Annotated in this window: 11 protein-coding genes and 1 pseudogene; 7 read left to right on the top strand and 5 right to left on the bottom strand. The window is 65.0% G+C overall.

The window, feature by feature from the left end; genetic code table 11:
• Positions 1 to 46: 46 nt before the first annotated feature.
• Entirely contained in the window at positions 47 to 742 is a 696-nt protein-coding gene (locus CKO40_RS16270; RefSeq protein ID WP_242477115.1) for a GntR family transcriptional regulator, read from the bottom strand.
• A 445-nt stretch (positions 743 to 1,187) separates the two neighbouring features.
• Between CKO40_RS16270 and CKO40_RS16265 the strand changes: the two genes are divergently transcribed.
• The 5 genes and pseudogenes from CKO40_RS16265 (at position 1,188) to CKO40_RS16245 (ending at position 11,162) form a co-directional block, all read left to right on the top strand.
• Positions 1,188 to 1,424, top strand: coding sequence for a ribbon-helix-helix protein, CopG family (locus CKO40_RS16265; RefSeq protein WP_200347452.1), 237 nt, complete (start codon positions 1,188 to 1,190; stop codon positions 1,422 to 1,424).
• The gene (locus tag CKO40_RS16260; protein ID WP_200347451.1) at positions 1,421 to 1,828 is read left to right on the top strand and encodes a type II toxin-antitoxin system VapC family toxin; all 408 of its coding nucleotides are present in this window, start codon (positions 1,421 to 1,423) and stop codon (positions 1,826 to 1,828) included. The genes CKO40_RS16265 and CKO40_RS16260 overlap by 4 nt, the downstream gene beginning before the upstream one ends.
• Positions 1,829 to 1,841: 13 nt before the next feature.
• Positions 1,842 to 2,183: pseudogene (locus CKO40_RS16255) on the top strand (MBL fold metallo-hydrolase); the annotation flags it as partial.
• A 550-nt stretch (positions 2,184 to 2,733) separates the two neighbouring features.
• Positions 2,734 to 10,044 carry a SpvB/TcaC N-terminal domain-containing protein gene (locus CKO40_RS16250; RefSeq protein WP_200347450.1) on the top strand — a complete coding sequence of 2,437 codons (7,311 nt, stop codon included), beginning with the start codon at positions 2,734 to 2,736 and terminating at the stop codon, positions 10,042 to 10,044.
• A gap of 173 nt (positions 10,045 to 10,217) precedes the next feature.
• On the top strand, positions 10,218 to 11,162 hold the full coding sequence (locus tag CKO40_RS16245; protein ID WP_200347449.1) for an encapsulin: 945 nt from the start codon (positions 10,218 to 10,220) through the stop codon (positions 11,160 to 11,162).
• 401 nt (positions 11,163 to 11,563) lie between these two features.
• Here CKO40_RS16245 and CKO40_RS16240 read toward each other — a convergent pair whose 3' ends face one another.
• The gene (locus CKO40_RS16240; RefSeq protein ID WP_200347448.1) at positions 11,564 to 11,812 is read right to left on the bottom strand and encodes a hypothetical protein; all 249 of its coding nucleotides are present in this window, start codon (positions 11,810 to 11,812) and stop codon (positions 11,564 to 11,566) included.
• Positions 11,813 to 12,692: 880 nt separating this feature from the next.
• On the bottom strand, positions 12,693 to 13,238 hold the full coding sequence (locus CKO40_RS16235) for a hypothetical protein (protein WP_200347447.1): 546 nt from the start codon (positions 13,236 to 13,238) through the stop codon (positions 12,693 to 12,695).
• On the opposite strand from CKO40_RS16235, the gene CKO40_RS16230 reads away from it, so the two are divergent.
• Positions 13,239 to 19,706 carry a Tc toxin subunit A-related protein gene (locus tag CKO40_RS16230; RefSeq protein WP_200347446.1) on the top strand — a complete coding sequence of 2,156 codons (6,468 nt, stop codon included), beginning with the start codon at positions 13,239 to 13,241 and terminating at the stop codon, positions 19,704 to 19,706. It abuts the gene before it with no gap.
• Here the strand turns inward: CKO40_RS16230 and CKO40_RS16225 are convergent.
• Both CKO40_RS16225 and CKO40_RS24465 read right to left on the bottom strand, forming a co-directional pair.
• The gene (locus CKO40_RS16225) at positions 19,677 to 20,075 is read right to left on the bottom strand and encodes a tetratricopeptide repeat protein (RefSeq protein WP_200347445.1); all 399 of its coding nucleotides are present in this window, start codon (positions 20,073 to 20,075) and stop codon (positions 19,677 to 19,679) included. The genes CKO40_RS16230 and CKO40_RS16225 overlap by 30 nt on opposite strands.
• On the bottom strand, positions 20,056 to 20,928 hold the full coding sequence (locus tag CKO40_RS24465; protein WP_338074201.1) for an HAD family hydrolase: 873 nt from the start codon (positions 20,926 to 20,928) through the stop codon (positions 20,056 to 20,058). The genes CKO40_RS16225 and CKO40_RS24465 overlap by 20 nt, the downstream gene beginning before the upstream one ends.
• A gap of 87 nt (positions 20,929 to 21,015) precedes the next feature.
• Here CKO40_RS24465 and CKO40_RS16210 point away from each other — a divergent pair, with 87 nt between their 5' ends.
• Positions 21,016 to 22,188, top strand: coding sequence for an IS110 family RNA-guided transposase (locus tag CKO40_RS16210; RefSeq protein ID WP_200347511.1), 1,173 nt, complete (start codon positions 21,016 to 21,018; stop codon positions 22,186 to 22,188).
• Positions 22,189 to 22,873: the final 685 nt, after the last annotated feature.

Genomic DNA, 22,873 nt, shown 5'->3' with positions numbered 1-22,873 from the left:
CCCAGTGGCCACCGGCGTCGGCGAGCGCGTGTCTGCTCGGCGCGCATCAGCCGAGCGCCTGCTCGAGATTCCGCCGCGACGCGCGCACATGCTGGCGCATCAGCAGCTCGGCCATCTCCGGGTCGCGCGCGCGGATCGCGCTCAGCAGGTACTGGTGCTCGGCGAACGCCTGTCGGCAGCGCTTGCTGCGCATCCCGAATTGCACGCGATACATGCGCAACAGGTGATAGAGGTCATCGCAGAGCAGCCCGATCAGCTGCCGGTTCTGGCTGCCCTGGACGATCCGAAAATGGAAGTCGAGATCGCCCTGCTTCTGGAAATAGGCCTGGCCTTGCTCCTGCTCGATCTGCCGGCCGTGCTGCGCGAGCAGCGCGTCGAGCGCGTCGATCTCGGCTTCGCTCATCGCCTGCGCGGCCAGCCGTGCCGCCATGCCCTCGAGCGCCTCGCGCAGCTGGAAGATCTCGATCAGCTGCTCAGCGCTGAGCACGACCACGCGCGCGCCCAGGTTCGGCTTGCGCTCAACCAGCTTGCGCGCCTCGAGCCGGGCGATCGCCTCGCGCACCGCGCTGCGGCTGACCCCGTGGCGGCGCGCCAGCTCGGGCTCGCTGATCTTGCCGCCCTGCGGGATCTCACCCTCGACGATCGCGCGCTGTAGCGCATCGAACAGGCGATCGGTCAGCGTGGCACCGGCGCGCATGTCCAGCTCGGCCAGGCCAGACTCGATCGAGGCCAGATTGTTCATGGTCGCCAGATCACTGTTGCTAGACCCAAAGTGTCGACATAATTTGAGAAAAATCGTTAATTTTAACCAGTATACTACCAAGAAATACCCAATGTGTCGACAGCTTTGGCATCACAGAGTCAGCAAGCGCCCGCGACCAAGCATCGATCGGACGCGTTGATTCTTGGCCGGCAAGCCAACGGGTGCTGGCGCTGCTCAGTCTTGCTTCACCACATACAGCGGGTAGTGCGCTCGAGCGAGGCGGGCCACAGGCACCCTCGCTTACATCATGCAACTCGATGATGTAGACTATTGAGTCCATTAAACGCGAGAAACCGCAGTTGACCGCTTAGGCCAACATGCAACCCTTTGCAATGGTTCCACTTCTGGCGCTTCATGAAGCGCACCCCTGGGTGGGGCCGTCCAACTCTGGTTTCTTAGGTTAAGGCGTGGGAGATATGCGATGATGCATCGCACTCAAATCTCACTGGAACCCGATCAATATCAGCGACTTGGCGACGAGGCAAGGCGACGCGGCATCAGCCTTGCGGCCCTGATCCGCAGCCTCATCGACGAGCACCTCGGGCGCGATCAGCCGCCTGAGAAAGACCCGTTAGACGCGCTGATCGGCGTCGGCGAGGGCAGTGGAGAGGCGGTTGGACGCGATCACAATCATTTCTTATACGGAAAGCAAGACGATTGAGGCGCGCCTTCGTCGACACCGGCGCCTGGTACGCGTTGCTGGACAAGAAAGACCCGGACCATCCGGCAGTGGCTGACACATTCCGCGCCTATCGCGGCCGACTGGTGACGAGCAACTATGTCTTCGACGAGGCCGTCACCCTCGCCCGTTACCGGCTCGGCTGGAACATCGCTTATCAGCTCGGTACCACATTGGGCGAGCAACGGATCGCACGTCTCGAGCGGGTCACCGCCAAAGACGAGGCCGCCGCCTGGTCGATCTTCGAGCAACAGCGCGACAAGCGCTACAGCTTTACCGACTGCACGAGCTTCGCACTCGTCCAGCGTCTCGGGCTGTCGATCTGCCTCGCCCTCGACTCGGACTTCCGCTCCTTCGGGCTGCACTGCCTGCCGAACAGACACTGACCGCTGACCCGCTATGCCCGCTGCCCCTTACCAAGCCGTCGCCGACGGCGTCGTCTGTATCGACACCGGCACCGCCCACACCGTGCCCGGCCTGCTCGGCGTCATCGCCGAGCTCGGCCTGACGCCCTAGCATGTGGACTACGTGATCCCGACCCATGTGCATCTCGATCATGCCGGCGGCGCCGGTGCGCTGATGGCCGCCTGCCCGAACGCGACCCTGATCAGCCATCCCAAGGGTACGCCGCACCTGATCGACCCCGCCAAGCTCACCGCCGGCGCCGTCGCCGTCTACGGCGAGGACGCCTTCGCCCGCGACTTCGGCGCCTTGCAGCCCGTGCCCGAAGCGCGTGTCATCGCCGACCCGGAAGCGGCCAAGGCGTCGCGCCGCGCGGAGCTGCTGAAGCCCCTGCCGCCCGTCAGCACCGCGGAGGCGGGACGGCGGCTGTATGCGCAAGAGGCATTTGACACAGGCGGATAGCGTCGTCCGGGTAGAGCTGCGGGAGGACCGGCGCGACCACGGGGCAATCATGCTGCGCGCCGGCCTCCAGCTGGCGCGTTATAACGGCCGCCGGCCCCGATGGCTTCTCGCCCTGCCCGAGTCCCGCGCGCAGCCGCGCCAGCTCGGCCTTCGCGGCGAAACCCTGCGAGTAGCGCGTAAATTGACGATTTCGACCAGACGATCGTTCAGCAGTTGAGCCAGATCAATTCCTGGTCATGGAGGCGGAATTCAGTGAGTTTCACAAACTGTTTTGCGCCTTGACGGAATGACATCCGCAGCCTAGTCGTTAATCGGTATCGTAGGCGCTTGCCACCCGGCCCGCTGTCCTGCTGTTTGGTTCTAGGTGCTGGAAGGCCTTCGACGATGTCGAAACTGCCGCTCCAAACGGTCGGTACCCGAGGCCGCCATGAGCAACAAGTCAGGCACAGCCGAGCAGGTGATCTCGCTGCCAAAAGGTGGCGGTGCTGTCAGCGGCATCGGCGAAACCTTCTCTTCGGACCTGTTCACGGGCACCGGCAATTTCACGGTGCCCATCGCACTGCCGCCGGGCCGCAACGGCTTCCAGCCCGAGCTGAGTCTGGTCTACAGCAGCGGCAACGGCAACAGTCCGTTCGGCCTCGGCTGGGGCCTGAGCGTCCCCGGCGTGAGCCGCAAGACCTCGAAGGGCGTTCCCATCTACGACGATGCCACGGACACCTTCATCCTCTCCGGCGCGGAGGACTTGGTGCCGGTCGAGCACTCGCCGACTGCGACGCGCTATCGGCCGCGCACCGAGGGCCTGTTCGCCCGGATCATCCATCACCACGATCCGGCGAACGACTACTGGGAGGTGCGCAGCAAGGACGGACTCGTCAGCCTCTACGGGACCCCCGATGCCGCCGGGGCCGATCCCGCCGTCGTCGCCGACCCGAGCAACCGCAGCCGAGTCTTCGACTGGAAGCTCAGCGAGACCCGAGACCCCTTCGGCAACCTGATCAAGTACGAGTACGAGCGCGACTCGGGCACCGACGGACCTCACCAGTGGGACCACCTCGACCTCGAGCGCATCGCCTATGTCAATCTTGGAGACGAATCGGACGATCGTTTTCTGGTCGAGGTCCTGTTCCATTACGAAGCGCGCCCCGATCCCTTTTCCGTCCGGCGTGCCGGCTTCGAGGTCCGTACCCGCAGGCGCTGCAGCCGGATCGAGATCTCGACCCACGCCGACCAGCCCCGCCTCGCCCGCACCTACGGCCTGGTCTATCTCGACCAACGGCACGACCTCACCGACCTTGAGCAACGTCTACCGCCGAATGGCGTCTCGCTCCTCAGCCAGGTCCAGGTCACCGGCCACGACGGCCAGGCGACCGAGTCCCTGCCGCCGCTCGAATGCGGCTACTCCCGCTTCCAACCCGAGGGACGCGACTTTCGGCCCCTGACCGGCCGCGACCTGCCCGCCGGCTCCCTGGGCCGCCCCGAGCTGGAGCTGGCCGACCTGTTTGGCAACGGCCTGCCGGACATCCTGGAGCTGAACGGCACCGCCCGCTACTGGCGTAACCTCGGCGGCGGCCGATTCGACCTGCCCCGCCCGATGCGCGACGCCCCCGCCGGCCTCAGGCTCGCCGATCCCAATGTGCAGCTGATGGACGCCGACGGCGACGGCCGCATCGATCTGCTAGTCAACGGCAACGGCCTCTCCGGATTCTTCCCGCTGCAGCACACCGGCGAATGGGACCGGCGCTCGTTCCGCCGCTACCGGCAGGCACCGAGCTTCAGCCTGGCCGACCCTGAGGTGAAGCTCGTCGACCTCGACGGCGATGGCATCACCGACGTCATCAGGTCCGGAGCCCGCATGGAGTGCTTCTTCAACGACCCGGAGCAGGGGGGCTGGCACGCCTCCCGGTTCGTCGAGCGCCGCGCCCTCGACCAATTCCCTGACGTCAGCTTCTCCGACCCCCGCGTCAAATGGGGCGACATGAGCGGCGACGGCCTCCAGGACATCGTCCTCGTCCACGACGGCAATATCGAGTACTGGCCGAGCCTGGGGCACGGCGCCTGGGGGCCGCGCATCCACATGCAGAACAGCCCCCGCTTTCGCGATGCCGGCTACAGCCTCGGCTACGACCCGCGGCGGGTGCTGATCGGCGATGTGGACGGCGACGGCCTGGCGGACCTGGTCTATGTCCACGACCGCCGCATCACCCTCTGGCTCAACCAGAGCGGCAACGGCTGGAGCGACCCGATCGAGATCGCCGGCACGCACCCGGTCCACGATCTCGACGCCGTGCGTCTCGTCGATCTGCTCGGCACCGGCATCGCCGGTGTGCTCTGGACCGCCGACGCGGACGGCTCGACCCGCGAGCGCATGTTCTTCCTGGACTTCACCGGTGGCCTGAAGCCCTATCTGCTCGACGAGATGGACAACCACATGGGCGCGATCACCCGCGTGCGCTACGAGCCCTCGACCCACACCTACCTCGCCGACCAAGGCCGCGCGGAGACCCGCTGGCAGACGACGCTGCCTTTCCCGGTCCAGGTCGTGGCCCGGGTCGAGGTCATCGACGTCCTGTCCCGCGGCAAGCTCACCACCGAGTACGCCTACCACCACGGCTACTGGGACGGCGCCGAGCGCGAATTCCGCGGCTTCGGCCTGGTCGAGCAGCGCGATACCGAGACCTTCGAGACCTACAACGCTGCCGGCATGCATGGTGCCGATACGGCCTTCGCCGGTGTCGACACCCGCCACTTCTCGCCGCCGACTCTGACCAGAACCTGGTTCCATCAGGGCCCCATCGGCGAAGAACACGGCGACTGGATGATTGCCGACCACAGTGCCGAGTACTGGCCGGGCGACCCGCCGCTCTTGCACGGCGTCGGCGATCTGGATGACTTCCTGCGGGACCTGCCCCGGCGCGACAAGCGCGATGCCCTGCGGGCGCTGCGCGGCCGCACCCTGCGCACCGAGCTCTACGCCCTGGACGGCAGCGACCGCCAAGACCGCCCCTACACCGTCACCGAGTCCCGCTTCGGCCTTCGCGAGGAGTCACCGCCCGGGCCGGACCAGCCGGATCGTCACGGCATCTTCTTTCCGTACACGCTGGCCGAGCGCACCACCCAATGGGAGCGCGGCGATGAGCCCATGACCCTGCTCGGCTTCACCGAGCACTACGACGCCCAGGGCCGGCCCGACCACTTCGACGCCTACGGCCAGCCCAGGTCGCAGATCAGCATCGCCGTCCCGCGCTGGCGGGGGCTCGACTTGGGCGAGGCCGTCACCATCGCCAGCGATGGGCTGCCGCCGGACACGCCGGCGCACGAGCGCGAGCACGCCCAGTCCCTCGAGCGCTATCGGATCACTCAGACCCTCACCGACTACGCCCAGCGCGACAGCGACGCGGTCTACATCGTCGATCGCGTCGCCCGCACGACGACCCGCGAGATCCGCAGCACGGGCCGGGAAGACCTGTTCCAGCTCAAGGACGCCATCGCCCGCGATCAGGCGCCCGGCGACATCATCGGGCAGAGCCTGAGCTTCTACGACGGCCCGTCCTTCCAGGGCCTGCCCGTCGGCCAGATCGGCGACCACGGCGCCCTGGTGCGCACTGACACCCTGGTGCTGACCCAGGATATTCTCCAGCAGGCTTACCGCAGCGGCGACCAGCTCGCGGCGCCGCCCGAGATGCCGCCCTACCTGGACCCGAACGGCGCGCCGAGCTGGACGGGCGAGTATCCGCAGCCCTTCCGCGACGCGCTCCCCGCCCGGGCCGGCTACGCGTACCACGACGGCGCCGCCGGCAGCGAGCATGCGACCGGGTATTTCATCGCCAGCGACCAACGCAGCTACGACTTCCAGGCCAGCCCGGCCGGGCCGAGCCGTGGACTGCCGGTCGCGATGCGCGATCCGCTCGGCCACGAGACCCGCATCGCCTACGACGCCTACGACCTGCTGCCGGTGCGCGTCACCGATCCGGTGGGCCTCGCGACCAGCGCCGACTACGACTACCGCGTCCTCCAGCCCCGGCTCGTCACCGATGCCAACGGCAACCGCCAGGCCTTCGGCTTCACGCCGCTGGGCCTGCCGGCCTGGATCGCCGTCATGGGCAAGGAGGGCGAGCAGCTCGGCGACACGCCGGACACCCCCGGCACCCGCTTCGACTACGACTTCCTTGCCTTCGCCAATAGTCCGCCCGAGGCCCGGCAGCCGGTCTACGTGCGCAGCGTGCGGCGCGAGCACCATGTCCAGGACCACCAAGTCCCGCTGCCGGAGCGCGACCAGACCATCACCACCGTCGAGTACTCCGACGGCTTCGGCCGCCTGCTCCAGACCCGCACCCAGGGCGAAGACCTGCGCTTCGGCCAAGCCGTCTTCGGCGGCGGCGTGCTGCCGGTGGACCAGGCCGATACCGAGGCCACACGCACCGAGATCCATGGGCACCGACAGGCACCGGGCGCGCCGCCCAACGTCGTCGTCAGCGGCTCGCTGGTCTTCGACAACAAGGGCCAGGTGGTCGAGCAGTACGAGCCGTTCTTCTCCAGCGGCTGGGACTATGGCCGGCCCGGCGAGCACGAGCTCGGCCAGCGGGTCACGATGATCTACGACCCGCGCGGGCAGGTGATCCGGACCCACAACCCGGATGGCTCCGAGCAGCGCGTGATCTACGGCGTGCCGCCGGACCTGAGCGATCCGGACCGGTTCGACCCGACGCCTTGGGAGGCCTACACCTACGACGTCAACGACCTCGCCCCCCTCAGCACCGGCACGGATGCGGCGGGCAATCCGGTGCCCTTGGCCGATCGCGCCCCGCCGACCCATCACTTCACGCCCGCCAGCATCGGCATCGACGCCCTCGGCCGCACCGTCGAGTCGATCCAGCGCAATGGCCCCGACCCCGTCGCCGACTGGTACCGCACCCGCACGACCTACGACATCCGCGGTAATGTGGTGCAGATCATCGACGCCGTTGGCCGCCGCGCCTTCCACCATGTCCACGACCTCGCCAACAACCCGCTGCGGATCGACAGCATCGACGCCGGTGTCCGCCGCACGGTGCTCGACGCCGCCGGCAACGAGATCGAGCGCCGCGACAGCAAAGGGGCGCTGATCCTCCAGACCTACGATCGACTCCAGCGCCCAGTTCGGCTTTGGGCACGGGATGCGGCGAACGAGCCCATGACGCTGCGCGAGCGCCTCGAATACGGCGACGACGGCGATCCGGGCCAGATCCCAAGCGAGCGCGACGCGGCGCGGCAAAGCAACCGCCTCGGCCGGCTCCATCGGCACTTCGACGAGGCCGGGCGCCTGACCCTCGAGGACTACGACTTCAAGGGCAATGTCCGTGAGAAGGTGCGCCAGGTCATCGGCGACGGACCCATCCTGGCCGTCTTCAGCGCGCCCGGCGGCGGGGTGCCGCCGGGCGGATCTTTGGCGGCCTTCCGGGTCGATTGGGAGCCGCCGTCGGGGACCGACCTGGCAAGCCACACGGCCAGTCTGTTGGATCCGACCGACTACCGCACCTCCAGCACCTACGATGCCCTGAACCGCATCCGCGAGCTGCGGTACCCGCAGGATGTCGACGGGAAGCGCAAGACCCTGAGGCCCCGCTACAACCGCGCCGGGGCACTGCAGCAGCTCGCGCTGGACGATCAGCCCTACGTCCAGCACATCGCCTACGACGCCAAGGGCCAGCGCACGCTGATCGCCTACGGCAACGGCGTCATGACCCGCTACGCCTACGACCCGCAGACCTTCCGGCTCACCCGGCTGCGCAGCGAGCGCTATCTGAGCTCGCTGCCGGCACCGGACAGCTATCGGCCCGCCGGCGCAGCGCTCCAGGACTTCGCCTACCAATACGACCTGGCCGGCAACATCACCGCGATCCTCGACCGAACGCCCGAGAGCGGTATCCCGAATACGCTGCTGGGTACCGATGCCCTGGACCGCCGCTTCACCTACGACCCGATCTACCGGCTGCTCTCCGCCACCGGACGCGAGTCCGATCTGCCCCCGGAGCCCGCGCCCTGGGACGACCGGCCGCGTAACAATGACCCGACCCGTGTGCGCGCCTACACCGAGCACTACCAGTACGACCCGGCCGGCAACCTGATCCAACTGCTGCACCAGGCCGGAGGTCACGGGTTCACGCGGAACCTGAATCCCGCCGCCGACAACAATCGGCTGACCACAGTAGTGATAAGCGATCAGATCAGCCAGCGCTACGACTACGCCTATGACAGCAACGGCAATATGACGGGAGAAGCCAGCTCCCGGCATTTCGAGTGGAATCACAGCGACCAGATGAAGGCCTTTCGCACCCAAGCGCCAGGTGCTGCCGCGCCTTCGCTCCACGCGCAATACCTCTACGACGCCGGTGGGCAGCGGGTAAAGAAGCTGGTTCGGGACCAAGGCGGTAGCTATGCGGTGACGGTTTACGTCGACGGCATTTTTGAGCGCCAGTGGAGTGTCCAAGCTGGAATCCACGAAGAAAACAACATGCTGCACGTCATGGATGGTGCTCAGCGAATCGCGCTCGTTCGTGTTGGCACACCATTCTCAGATGATCGTACGCCGGCGACCAAATACCACATCGGCGATCATCTGGGCAGCAGTAACGTCGTGATCGACGACTCCGGCCGCCGGATCAATCGCGAGGAATACACCCCTTATGGCGAAACCAGCTTCGGAAGTTTTTCTCGCAAGCGGTATCGCTTTACAGGTAAGGAACGCGATAAAGAAAGCGGTTTGTTTTTTCACGGCGCTCGGTATTTCTCGGTATGGGTACTGCGTTGGATGAGCCCCGACCCGGTTCGCGGAGCGATGGCGCGGAATCTCTTCGTAGCTTTTGCCAATAATCCACTGGGGAATATTGATCCAAGTGGGACTAGCGAGAAACCTCCGCCGACTTTAGAGAATGTGTCCGAGAGCGAAATAGATGTAGACCTGATAAATCCTCAGCATCCTTTGAGGTATGGCCTGCAAGATCCCGGCGTCCGAGAAATGCTCCAACAAGTAATACCAAAGGGCGACAATCCTGGCATTTCTTCAACAGTAGGTAATTCACGGACCGAAGATGGTGCTGGCAATGCTGTTCAATCGGCACTCCTTAATACCGATACTTCTATGAAGACTGTGGATCGCGAAGGTATCGTATCTCCAGGTAACGCGGACGATGAACCGCCCATTATCAATGTGGATCTCGGCTTGAAGGTGCCGCGCCTTGGTACTAATTTGAGTGCTCCGGAGAATATTGGCGTTACCGTCGTCGGCGCTCACGTGTTGCTAGCAGGTTTTGAACTTAAGGCAACCGATGTGCTTGATAGCACAGGGAGATCAGGCTTCGAAATCGGTTTTGCTGTCGGCCCTGGCTTAGAACTAAGCGGGATCGGCCTAGTATTAGGCGGTAAGGTCGTGCGCAGTTGGAGTTACAAGTTTTGGGGCTATGACTGGCTTAACGGAAAGTTCGATCTCGTAACTTACGAGACCAAGCATGAGGCAAGTTTAGAAGCGACGGTATTGGGCTTCGGGCTTGAGCCTAAGGGCGAATATATGGTCTCTTCTGAAATCTTCTATGAGAGAGAGCCGATTGGGTCAGTTGTGCCAGGCGTCACCGAAGATAAAGTTAAAGGAATTCTTTTGGAAAACCAACTTAATCGAGAAATCCACATTCGCCAGCAACGGTCTAAGATTCGAGACCATCAAAATCGGTACCCTGCCCTTTATCGTAATCGATTGCTTTATTAGCAAATGCCACTTGAGTTTGCCGGACGTTTTGCCAGTAGGGACAGAGTAAGACGGATGGTCCGGCTGAAAATCTCCGCGTCATTTATGGACGCAAGCGTATTCTCTCGAAAGCGGGTGTTCACAGCAGATAGGCGTATCCAACCCATCATGTCGGCCAAACGAGGGCCATTTTCATGACCAACGGCAGAGACAAACTTCCTTGGGGCGACGAGTGGACCCACATCGACCAAGCCGTCCACGACGAGGCCGATCGGATCAAGATCGCGGCGAAGTTCTTGCCGCCGTACGGCCCGCTACCGGAGGCACTGACGGTGCCGTCCGACACCGTGGTTCCCGGAGGCGTGCTGAGCGTCGATGAGGGCGCGACGACCCCGTTGGTGGAGACCTGGGTCGAGTTCACGCTGACCCCGCAGCAGGTCGAGCGAGAGGCCGAGCAGATGACGGCCAAGACCCTCGCGGAGCGCGCCACGAACCTACTCTGCCAAGCCCAGGACCTGCTGCTGTTTGAAGGAAATGCGGCTGTTGCGACCAACCCGCTCTTCACGGGCACACCGCCCGAGGTCCGGCTTCGGTCGGGGCCGGCCGGAGACGGACTGCTCGGCTTCAAGACTCCGCTGACGCAGATCGAGACGGTTTCTCCGCTCACGCCTTCCGGCGGTCAACCCAACTATGGGGAGAACACGGCCGGCGCGGTCGCTCGCGCCTACGCGAAGCTGCAGGCGGCGGGACACTATGGCCCGTATGCGCTCGCCCTGCCGACGGTGCCCTATGCCGACACCCATGTTCCGCTGGCGAACACGCTCATCATGCCGGCAGATCGGATCAAGCCCCTGGTCACGGCCGGCTTCTTCGGCTCCGGCACCTTTCCGGCCCGCACGGTTAAGGGAAAGGAGACGCCACAAGGCGTCATGGTCTCGATCGGCGGTAACACAATGGATTTGGTCGTCGGCCGGCCGCCCACCGTGGCCTTCATGCAGGAAGATGTCGATGGAACCTATCGCTTCCGTGTCTTCGAGCGCTTCGCATTGCGGCTGAAGGACCCGACCGCCGTCATTCGCCTCGACTTCGAGCCTGCCGCAGAAGCCGCCGAGCCGTCCGGCAACAACCAGCGCAAGTAGCGCGCAGGTTCCGCACAACGGTTCGACATCCGGCGGGCTACCTGACACTGCCGCGCGGGCGCCTTGTGATTGATAGGTCCGCTCCCGCAAGAGGAAGTCGATCCCTGCCGATCAACCAGCCGACGAGGGTGAGCCATGCGCTTTGAGCACGACGGCCTGACGCTCTGGTACGGAACGGACGACGCCTCCGCGCCGACGGGAGACATCCCATCCGGGGACAATCTCACCATCACCGTCGGCGTCAGGCCGATCGATGCGAGCAACAACATCGAGGTGCTCTACCGCATCGGTGACGGACCGATCGAGACCCTCCCGGCCCGCTGGCTGCGCAACGCCACGGGCGCAATGGCACAGTATTTCCAGGCCCGCCTGCCGGCCCTGCGCCCCGGCGACCGCGTCGCCTACGCGGCCGTCTGCCATTGCGCCGGACGCCAGGTGCCGAGCGCGGAAGACGCGAAGCGGCTCGACGCCAGATTCCGCGTCACGGCAAGCGATGGGCAAGCAACGGCAGCGCTTAGACGGTCGGCCATTGTCGCGCCGTCACCGGAGTTGCCGGCCAGCGGTGCCGCGCTGACCGGTCCAACGGACAGGCTAAAGCCGCTTTGGGAAACGCGCGTGCCGAACGTGTCGACGCGCAGGCGCAGCAACACGGCTGCCACGTCTCACCAGTCGCCGGCGCTGGCCGTCGCCCAGTCGGTAACGGCCCCGGTGTTCCGCTTGCCGAACCCGACCATCCTGGAGCTGGCCGACCAGGCACGAATCGACCTGCCCCGGCCAGCTCGGTCCGCACTCGACGCTGCCGGCATCCGGACGGTCGAACACATACGTAAGGTCACGGCCTCTGGTGAGCTCAAGCAGCTCGGCATCGCTGACGACCCGGCCGTATCGGCCCTGGTCGCCCACGCGAACCTGGGCGTGCTCGGTACCGCAACACAGGCCAATGCCGCGCTCATCAGCCACGGGTTTACCAGCATCACGGCCATCGCAAGAACCCCGGGGCCTGTCTTCATCGAGCAGACCGCAGGCGACCTCGGCGGGCCAGCGGCCGGACAGATCCACCAGCGTGCCCGAGCCCAGGAAGCGATCCTCAACAATATCTGGACCCATCGCCGCGTCGAGCGCGCCAATGGCAGACCGGTCTCCGGCGGAGGCGATGCTCAGGACCCCTGCGAGCAGGTCTGCCGATGCCGGGATTGCGAAGCGGCCGTCAGCCCGCTGGCCTATCTCAGCGACCTGATCGCCTATGTTGCGCTCAGCGGACGCGTCAGCGGCGGTGGCGGACTGTCTTGGCTGGACTCGGAGCTTCATCAGTCGTTCTCGGCGCTGCCCGGCAGCTGCGCCGCGGTTGAGGGGCAGGTACGGCAGGTGCGCATTGCCGTCGAGGTCCTGCGCGGTTACCTCGGCGCGCAAGAGATCGCGGTGCCGGAGGCTGTTGAAGGCTCTTATCTGCGCAATGCCTACATCCAGTTGCTGACGGGCCTCGGCACCTCCTACGAGGCGTTGCGGTTGGCCCGTAGGTCGGACCTGGACTCAGCGGAGGCCATTGCATCGACCCTGGGCATCGACCCTGTGCATCTGCCGGAGCTGTTCTTCGACCTGTCGGCGACTCCGCTGGCATTCACGGAGCAAACGCTGGAGCAACGCTTCGGAGTGCAGGCGACAGGCTTGGTGGAGGCTGGTCCCGGCGATGAAGCCGCCGACGACCGACCATCGGACCTCGAGCGTTGGCGCATCGAGCATCTGCGCGCGCAGTGGCGGACCGCCGATCATCCGGATGACCCCTACGCCATGGGCAGATTCCCGGTCATCGACCCGGACCTGATCGGCCCGGACGATATTCGACTCCACACAGAGGGCGGCCAACGGGCACTCGCGCGCTGGCGTGACCGGCGACTGGAGGTGGATGCTGAGCTGCGACGGCTCTGTGTCATGCAGGTCCAGGACATGATTGGCGATGTGTTTCCGGGGCATGATCTCCAGCAGTTCGCCGATAAGCTCGCGAACGAGACCACAGCGGCCCAGGCGGCCGACGTCATCGAGAACGACCTGGGGCTGACGCTCGAAGGCTTCCGACACTTGCTGGCCCTGCGCGAGCAGGAGCGCCTGGCGCCGCTGCGCCCCGGCGTCGAGCCCCTCACCCGCGGGGAGCGGCGCGAGGCCGGCTCCATTTGTCTGCAATCGAAGAAGCGTCGCCTCTGGTATCCGCGCTGGCTGGCGGAGGACCACCATGGCAGCGAGCCCATCAAGCTCCATCCCGACACCTTCTGGCAGTCCATAACGCCGCCTCGGGAAGGTCATTGGCCGCCGCTCGATGTGCCGGAGGATCGACCGCTTGTCGATCCGGAGACGCTCGAGCTTGCCGACCTCCCGGACGCTCCCTACGGCGTGGCGGTGCGCACACTTTGGCAGCGGCGGCGCCAATGGCTGAACGACGAGCCGACCCGACTGCGCCGGAAGCACCTGGATCTGGGCGCCGAAGGTTACGTCAAGCTTCTGTACGAGACCTTCGGCAAGGACTTCACCGACCAGATGACCGATCGGCTCGCAGCTTTGAGCCAAGGTCTTTCGGATGACGATGACGCAGTGCGTGAGGCGCGCGACGCGATCGATGCGCATTACCTCACCGTCGAGACGCTCGGCACCCTCGTGGACGTGAAGACCCGCGATGCCGCCGAAGGTGCGCCGATCTCGGAGGCGGACTGGCAGGGAGTTTATCGCATCCTCGCAAGGGTTCGCGCGTTGACGCTGTTCCAGTCGCGTCCGCTGGGCGAAAGTGACGACGCCTGGAAGAACTTCGAAGGCTTCTGGAACCTGGAAGACTGGCAGGTCTACAAGGCCCGGCTGCCGCGCTGGCGGGCGGACGCCAACGCGCGTCAACAATGGCTGCAATCGCTGCGCAGCCACAGCCGCCGGCCCATCGTGGACCCCGACCTGCTGTTGGACAATGCGCCGGGCGGCGAGGGCGACTTCGCAACACCGCTGATAGCCAATGAGGCCTATGTTCGGTATCAGGAACGCCACGACTGGGTCGAACAGCAAGCCCTCCCCGATCGCGGCAACGACCTTGCCTGGCTCGATGCCAGGCTCAGCGAGCGCACCGGGCTCGACAGCGCGGGGCTCGAGCGCCTCGCTGACGAGCAGAGCCAAGGGATTGAAATCACCGGGCGGCTCGGTCAGCTCAAGCTGTCGAACGCCGCCTTTTCGTTGCTGCTGCGTATCCGCCGCCTCTTGCTGGCCGGCCAGCCGGTGCTGGAATCCGAATGGGACGACGTCTACGGGATTCTGATCCAGATCGGTAAGGAGCTTCGGTTCGGCGCCTGGCATGTGCAAGAGCGCGCGGACGGCATCACGTTGAGCCCGGTATTCTTCCGGCTACCCGAGCCTCCGGTGCTGCGATTCCCGTTCCCGGAGCCGCCGCCGTTGCCGCAATGGCGTGCCACGAGCACGGAGCGTCGAGACTGGCAGGAGACGCTGCGCGCCCGCAGCGACCAGCAGGACGTGGTCGCCGAGGCACATCGCACCCTCATTCGAGCGACCGAGGAGGTGGTCCTCCCACCCCTGCGCGACGCCCTGATCGAGCTGACCGATGCACAAGGCGCCACGCTCGCCGAGAAGGCGAAGTGGCTCGCCGACCGCCTGCTGATCGACATGCAGGTCGACGGTTGTCTCTTGACGACCCGCGTCAGCCAGGCGATCGAGACCCTCCAGGGGCTCTTGTGGTCGATCCGCACTGGCCAGCTCCGCGATACCTATCCGGACCTGGCCCTGAGCCAGCCGGACGCCTTCGACGAGGAATGGCGGTGGCTCGGCTCCTATGCGTCCTGGCGCTCGGCGATGTTCGTGTTCCTCTATCCGGAGAATGTCCTCTATCCGACCCTCCGGCGCTGGGAGTCCGAGGGCTTCACGAACCTGGTTGGTGACCTGCGCCTCGGCCAGCGGCTCGATCCGCCCCGCGCCGAACGGCTCGCGAAGGACTACGCCACCTATTACCGTGACGTCACGCAGCTCGACATCGAAGCATCCTGTCACGCTGGAACGCGAACCTACTGGTACGCCCGCTCTCCCAGCGGCCATTGCTATTGGAGCCGCTTCGACAATGACAGCGATGATTTCGACTATGCGCAGTCGCCTTGGCGCAAGATCGGCAGCCTGAGCGGCGAGAAGCGCACGCTGCAAATTCTGGGCGCCGTTCCATTTGGCGGGACCGACGAACAGCCCGACGCCATTCTGGTGTTTGCTAAACGGAAGGCTGGCACCGAGCATGAGCTGACGGTCGCTCGGCATAATCTGAGCAGTGAAACCTGGGAAAGTAACGAGGAATCCGAGCCTCTCGCGCTTCCGGATGACGTGACTGCATTTTCTGCAGTCGTAACTCAGATTCGCACTGTACAGCAACTTCCGAGCGTCGTGCTTCAAGATGCGTCTTCGGGAAAGTTTTACAAGGAGCGTTTCCTGGATGACTCGGGCAGCGACTGGGAGGATGGCGAATGGCACCAACCGTCGCACGGTCACCTCTTTTGTGGATGGGAGGGCGGTATAGTCAAACTTTGGGCTGTAGTTTCGGCATCTCGCACAAATTCACGAGGATGGCGGTACTATTTTTTTGAAGAGTTCGCCGGTGGCGACTCTAGGCTTGGTATTGGGCTGGCCAGCCAACCTGGGCTTCTCGGTTGTGAGAATTCCTGGTTTGTAGACGGTCCTAACGCGGGTCGGTCGATTTGGCTCGCAGCCTTTCTATGGCCTTCCCAAGTCCAGCCCCAAGGCGATACCATTTTCGCCGTTGCCTATTCTGCGAATGGGCTTAGCCTGTTTGAAATCGATACTGATACGGGACAAGTGACCTCGAAGTCTCCACCTCACTCCGGCCAATCCGAATTGTGGCATTTCTGGCATGGCGCACTAGCAATCGACCGCCTCCCCGTGGATAGCGGCCTCCCAAGCCCAATTCCTAGACGGCCGCCGCAGACCGGAGTACGGACCCAGCTCACCCTCGCTGCCCGGCGCAGCACCTATCGACACTGGGCGGCTGAGAAACTGTGTCTCGATTACGGTGGCGCTTTGAAGAAATTCGGGGGTCGCCAAATCGTCCCTGCCGACCAGCAGCCGCTCCCGCTGGGGGAGGCAGTCAGTGGTGTAGCTCAGCAGGTGCGGCGAGAGTACACGCGATCTTTCTTCGACCTTGACGAGCCAAGCCGCGGTCTCAACCCGTGGCTTCCCCTGCCGGCGTCGACCTTCGCGTATACGGAGGAATACTACTCTTTGGTGCCATCATTGCTCGCCCTGGAGCTCCAGCGACGCGGCTACTACGACGAAGCCCTCGACTGGTATCGCACCGTCTACGACTACACCGAGCCGGCATCATCAGACAGCGGGGAGTCGCCGCGCAAGGTCTGGTACGGGCTTCAGCACGAGGAGTCTCCCGATCACACGACCTACGAGCGAGCCGAGGAGTGGCTGCGCTCACCACTGTATCCCCATCCGATTGCGCGGACCCGGCCGAACACCTATACGCGTTTTACGCTGCAGTCGCTGATACGCTGTTTTCTGGAATATGGTGACGCCGAGTTCACACGGGATACGTCCGAATCCATTCCACGCGCACGAACGCTGTACGAGACGGCGCTGGAGCTGCTGGATGACGAAGTCCTCCATCAGAGCCTGGACGGCTGTGATGCAAAGATCGGCGAGATCCTCATCGCCGTGGGTCGGGCGAAGCGATCGGCCACCGGCGTCGATCTTGGCTTCAATGTCAACGATTTTCTAGAAGAGCTGGAGACCCTGCTCGATCCGCGGCTTGAAGACCCCAGGGTTGTCGGGCGGCTGTCGGGTGTTTTCGACGCGCTGCAGGGGAGCTTCGATCCGAACGAGCCAAGACCCGGACCGGCCGAAATCAAGCTGCTGACCGGTCTGCACGACGCCGTTGCGAGCCTTGGTCCGGAGATCATGACACCTCCGCAGCTGGGCAGCTTAGTGGGCAACCGAGACACTCGCATGGAGCAGGCGCACGCAGCACTGCTGGCGCAGCCCGAGATTGCTGCGACGCTAGCATCAGTCGGGCTCGGCGTCGGCAACGATGGTAACATTCCCGGCGGCGGGCCCGGCCCAGGGCCGACGCGACCTGGATTTCCCGGTGGCGAACCCATCCCAGGGCCGATACCCGGAATTTCCGGTGGGGGACCCATTTCGGGGCCTATACCGCCCGGACTCCCTGGCGGAACCCTCGACTCCCCAAGCGCGGTGCCGATCGACGGCGTCTTTGGCATCGACCCGATGCTTGGGTCCGGCGTGGCGGCATCATCGCAGGCGGGTTCTGGGAGTACAGACCGGGAGGCGTCGGCCTATTTCTCGTCTTCGCTGCCGCCTGGCGGTGGCGGCTGGCGGCCGATCATCTCGGTGGCCGAAATCCCGGCGCCGACCTTCTGCTACTGCATCCCGCCGAATCCGTTGCTGCACGGCCTGCGGCTCCATGCCGAGCTGAATCTCTACAAGCTCCGCACCTGCCGCAACATCGCGGGCATGGAACGCACGGTCGATCCCTATGCTGCACCCACCGACACCGTCAGCGGCCTGCCGAGCATCGGTCCCGGCGGCAACCTGCTGCTGTCCGGCGCGGTGACGCTGCGACCGACGCCATACCGTTATCCCTTCTTGGTGGAGCGCACCAGGCAGCTCGTGGAGCTGGCGCAACGGGCCGAGACGGCCATGCTCTCGGCCATCGAGCGCGCTGACGACGAATACTACAAGCTGCTGAAGGCGCGCCAGGAGCTGCGCCTGGCACGCGCGGGGGTTCGACTGCAAGACCTGCGCGTACGAGAGGCTGAGAGTGGCGTCACGTTGGCGGAGCTGCAAAGGGACCGAGTCGATATTCAGATAACTCAACTTAATGCGCTATTGGACCAGAACATCTCCGTCCTGGAGAGCATCGCGATCGGACTGATGTTTACGTCGATGGGCCTGCTGTATACGGCTGCTGGACTCTATACCGCTGCGGCAAAATTCGGAGACTTGCAAGCAGAGGGCCAAGCGGTTTCAGCCACATCTCAGGCTCTCTCACAAACGGCTTCAATCATTTCCACCTATGCTGCTTATGAGAGACGAAAGAAAGACTGGCAAAACCAGTTAGAGCTTGTGGAGCAAGATAAGCTGGTCGCCAATCAACAAATCCAACTTGCCGAAGATCGCGTCCGCGTCGTCGAGCAGGAACGCCGCATCGCCGAGATCTCCGCCGATCAGGCGGAAGTGACCGTCGAATATCTCTCCGACAAGTTCAACAACGCTCAGCTCTACCAATGGATGAGCGGCGTCCTCGAAGGTGTCTACAGCTTCTTCCTCCAGCAGGCCACCGCGGTCGCGAAGCTCGCCGAAGCGCAGCTCGCGTTCGAGCGCCAGGAGGTACCGCCGCAATACATCCAGGACGACTACTGGGACACGCCGAGCGACTTCGGATTTGCGAGCAGGCCGGCGGAGGGCAATCCACCTGACCGACGCGGCTTGACCGGCTCTGCCCGGCTGCTGCAGGACCTCTACCAGCTCGACCAATTCGCGTTCGACACGGACCAGCGCAAGCTCCAGTTGACGAAGACGATCTCCCTTGCCCGCCTATTCCCCGTGGAATTTCAGCGCTTCCGCGAGACCGGCATCCTGAAGTTCCGCACGCAAATGGAGCTGTTCGACCGGGACTTCCCCGGGCACTACCTGCGTCTCATCAAACGGGTCCGCGTCTCGGTCATCGCGCTGATCCCCCCCAGCAACGGCATCCGCGCCACACTGACCACATCCGGCACCTCCCGTGTCGTCATCGGCGGCTATGGATTCCAGACCGTGGTGCGCAACTACGGTCCGCAGTCGGTCGCATTGAGCGCGCCGCAGAACACATCCGGCCTCTTCGAGCTTCAGCAGCAGCCGGACAAGCTGCTGCCCTTCGAGGGGCTGGGCGTGGACACCGACTGGGAACTGCGCATGCCGAGGGCGTCGAACCCGTTCGACTACAGCACCATTGCCGATGTCTTGCTGACGTTCGACTACACGGCCCTCGACAGCTTCGACTATCGCCAGGCGGTCATCCAGACCCTCGGCGATTCAGTCGGCGCGGACCGCGCCTTCAGCTTCCGGCACCAATTCCCCGACCAGTGGTACGACCTCCACAACCCGGACCAGACCGCAACGCCGATGACCGTCCGGTTCGAGACGCGTCGCGAGGACTTCCCGCCGAATCTCGAGCGACTGCGGATCGCCCACATCGCACTCTATTTCGCTCGTCGCGGAGATACAGCCTTCGAGATCGGACCGGTGGACCTACGCTTTACGGAGAACGCAGCGCAAGGGGCGATCGGTGGTGCAGCCACAAGCGTGGACGGCATCATCAGCACACGACGCGGCAACGGTGGTGCTTGGCTTGGCTTCGGCGGAAAAGACCCTTCCGGTACCTGGACCCTGGCCCTACCGAATACCGCCGAAGTCAGGAACCGATTCGCAAGCGAGCAGATTGAAGACATATTATTTGTTGTGACCTTCTCAGGGGACACCCCGACATGGCCGTTGTGAACCAAATGCAGTTCGCCTCGGGCGGCGCATTTGGGTTCCGGCCGCGATCTGCCCGGGGGGGGTAGCGACACCGCGCTGCCGGAGCGGGCCTCTGGCTGCGATCTGGGGCGCAGGGGCCGGCACTTGGCGTCGCGGCTGGAAGCCACTTACACGCGCCGCGCGCGGGGCAAGCGCTGCACTATTCGTCGAGGGAGCGGCCAGCGCCTCGGCCAGTCCTTGGCGCAGCCTCTCCTTGGCCTCGGTGTCGGAGCCCAAGGCGCGGTAGAGGTCGGCGAGATTGACATGGGCCGGGACGAAGGCCGGGTCCAGCCGCAGCGCGGTGAGATAGGCCTTGCGGGCCAGCGCGACCTTACCCTGGTCCATGTCCATGAGCCCGATGTTCAGATGCGCCTCGGGCCGCTCGGCATTGACCAGCTGGGCGGCGCGATAGGCATCCAGGGCCCTCTGGAGACGCCGGCGCTCGGCCTCCGGCAGGTCCAGGCGCGCCAGCGGCGCCAGCAGCCTGGCCGGGGCAGGCCTCACAGCCCACATGGACCTCGGCCCAGGTGGTGCGGAAGCTGTCGGTGGCCAGGTCGTAGCCCTTGTCCAGGGACGTGGAATGGCATTTGGCGCACTGGTAGTTCCAGGTCTGGTCCGGCGCCGTCCAGTGCAGCGGGTGATCCGGCCTCATGTCCGGCTCGTCCGGATAGAGGTGGAACCAGCGCTGGCCGCCGGCCTCGGCGGGGCGGCTGTCCCAGGCCAGCCCGGGGGCCTGGTCCAGGCGACCCATGTGGCTGTCGCGGTCGTAAGCGTATTCGCGCTCGGCGTCGTCGTGATGCAGGATCAGGCCGAGCCGGCGGCCGGGGCCGGCCGTGGTCCATTCCAGCATCTGGTAGTCGCCGTCGGAGTTGCCGAAGGCGAGGATCGGGCGGCGGCCGATGTGGCGCTGGATGCCGACGGGCTTGCCGGCCTTGTCGTCGATGAAGGCGATCTTGGGCTGGCGGACGATGACCGGGCGGCCGTCGCGGACCTCGTAGGCCAGCGCCATCTGCGAGCCCACCACCTGCTGGGGCGGGATGCCGTAGACGCGCTCGGTCCAGGGACGCATGAAGGCGATGCCGCCGCCGGAGACGATGTGGGTCTCGAAGCCGTTGGCGCGCAGATGGTCCAGCAGCTCCAGCATGGGCTGGTAGACCAGCTCGGTGTAGGGCCGCTGGAAGCGGGGCTGGAGTCGGGTAGAAATGCGGCGCGCGCAACTTTAGGTGCGGGCTTGGCTGTTTCGGCGTTTCCGCGGTACGTGCCCGTTTAGACGGCGTCGTCGCCGGTGGCGTTGTCGGCGGCGAGCGGGCAAGGGGCGGCGAAGCAGTACGCGGCCTACATTGGTCTGGACGTCCACAAAGAGACGATTGCCGTAGCGGTGGCCGAGGCGGGGCGTGCGGATCCGCTCTACCGGGGCGAGATCGCCAACACGCCGAAGAAGGTCGAACGGCTCATCGCCAAGCTGAGCGAGGCCTACGCCGGCGCCCTGCTGCTGTTCTGCTACGAGGCTGGCCCCTGCGGCTACGGACTCCACCGTCAGCTCATCGCCAGCGGCCACGACTGCGAGGTCGTCGCCCCGTCGCTGATCCCGCAGAAGGCGGGCGAGCGCATCAAGACCGACCGGCGCGATGCGCTCAAGCTCGCGCGTCTGCTGCGCAGTGGGGATCTGACGGCGGTGTGGGTGCCCGACCAGGAGCAGGAGCGCATGCGCGATCTCAGCCGCGCGCGTGATGATCTCAAGGCGCAGGAGCGCAAGGCGCGCCAGCAGCTCAACGCCTTCCTGCTGCGTCACGGCCAGCATTGGCCCAAGGGCAAGAGCCGCTGGACGCCGGCACACGAGAACTGGCTGGCCGGGCTGAAGTTGGATGATCCCTGGCAGCAGGTGGTGCTGCAGACCTACATCGATGCCGAACGCGCTGCCGGCGAGCGCGTCGCCCAACTCAACGATCAGCTTATGCGCGCGCTGCCCGAGTGGTCGCTGGCGCCGGTGGTCGACTCCCTGGTGGCGCTGCGCGGCATCAACAAACTCGCCGCCATCGTGCTGCTGGCCGAGCTCGGCGACATCAGCCGCTTCGACTCGCCCAGGCAGCTAATGGCCTTCCTCGGGCTGGTGCCGAGCGAACACTCCTCCGGCGGGCGCCGGCGCCAGGGAGCGATCACCCTCACCGGCAACAGCCATGCCCGGCGCATGCTCATCGAATCGGCCTGGAGCTACCGCTTCCCGGCACGCCAGACCAAGCATCTCAAGGCCAAGGCCGCCAACGCCTCCCCCGAGGCGAAGCGCATTGCCTGGAAGGCGCAGGTGCGCCTATGCGGGCGCTATCGCACCCTGACCCGTGCCGGCAAGAACACCAAGCTGGTGTGCGTGGCCATCGCCCGCGAGCTGGTCGGATTCATCTGGGACATCGTGCGCCAGGAGATGCCGCGGCTCTCGCCGGCGCCAACGCCCGCGACGCACCCCTGATGGGCAGTCCCCTCGCAGCGCTCGTGAAACCCGCCTGATTGGGCGATACAACAGCGCACAGACACATTGACTCAGGGCATCCACGGCCGGTGTGGAGAACCCTTGTCCGCGCTAGACCGGTGGTGCGCGGGAGAATCCCCCAATGGGCATACCGCGCGCCGATCCCTGCTCTTAGAGAAAGGCCAGCTCCGCGACGCAGTGAAGTCCGGTGGTACCCAATCCACGTATATCAGCATGATCCACCGTCGCAGTCTGCCGCCGGGTGCCCTGAGCCAATGTGTTTGTACCGACAGCGCCGTTGGCCTGTGGATATGTAGACGAGTCCGCATTCCTGCGGACCGGCCCGAGCTAAAGCCGTGCGGACAACCAATGGATCGCGCCGAGACCTCGGTGCCATCCGCCCGCACCGCGGAGGCGCGGCCCACCGGTTGCCCACCCTCTCGGGCCTCTCGCCCACATCCCCACAGGCCCTGCAACAAACTGTTTAATAGAAGAAAGAAGAGGTGCGTAACGAGAATTCGGTGCCAATAGTTGACAGGTCAAAACATATCAGCCCGCCTGCGTCACCAGCGCTTCTTCGCGCTCGCCGAGCTCAACGCCGCCATCGCCGAACTGCTGGTGGCCCTCAACGCGCGCCCGTTTCAGAAACTGCCTGGTTCACGCCGCACGCTGTTCGAGCAGCTCG

This window comes from Halochromatium glycolicum (assembly GCF_016584085.1).
Taxonomy (GTDB): Bacteria; Pseudomonadota; Gammaproteobacteria; order Chromatiales; family Chromatiaceae; genus Lamprobacter; species Lamprobacter glycolicus.
This window is presented reverse-complemented; position numbering and strand designations above follow the sequence as displayed.

Coding starts and splice junctions, on each gene's coding strand:
- CKO40_RS16250 (WP_200347450.1), top strand. CDS start 2,734: ATGAGCAACAAGTCAGGCACAGCCGAGCAGGTGATCTCGCTGCCAAAA.
- CKO40_RS16245 (WP_200347449.1), top strand. CDS start 10,218: ATGACCAACGGCAGAGACAAACTTCCTTGGGGCGACGAGTGGACCCAC.
- CKO40_RS16225 (WP_200347445.1), bottom strand. CDS start 20,075: ATGGACATGGACCAGGGTAAGGTCGCGCTGGCCCGCAAGGCCTATCTC.
- CKO40_RS16265 (WP_200347452.1), top strand. CDS start 1,188: ATGCATCGCACTCAAATCTCACTGGAACCCGATCAATATCAGCGACTT.
- CKO40_RS16270 (WP_242477115.1), bottom strand. CDS start 742: ATGAACAATCTGGCCTCGATCGAGTCTGGCCTGGCCGAGCTGGACATG.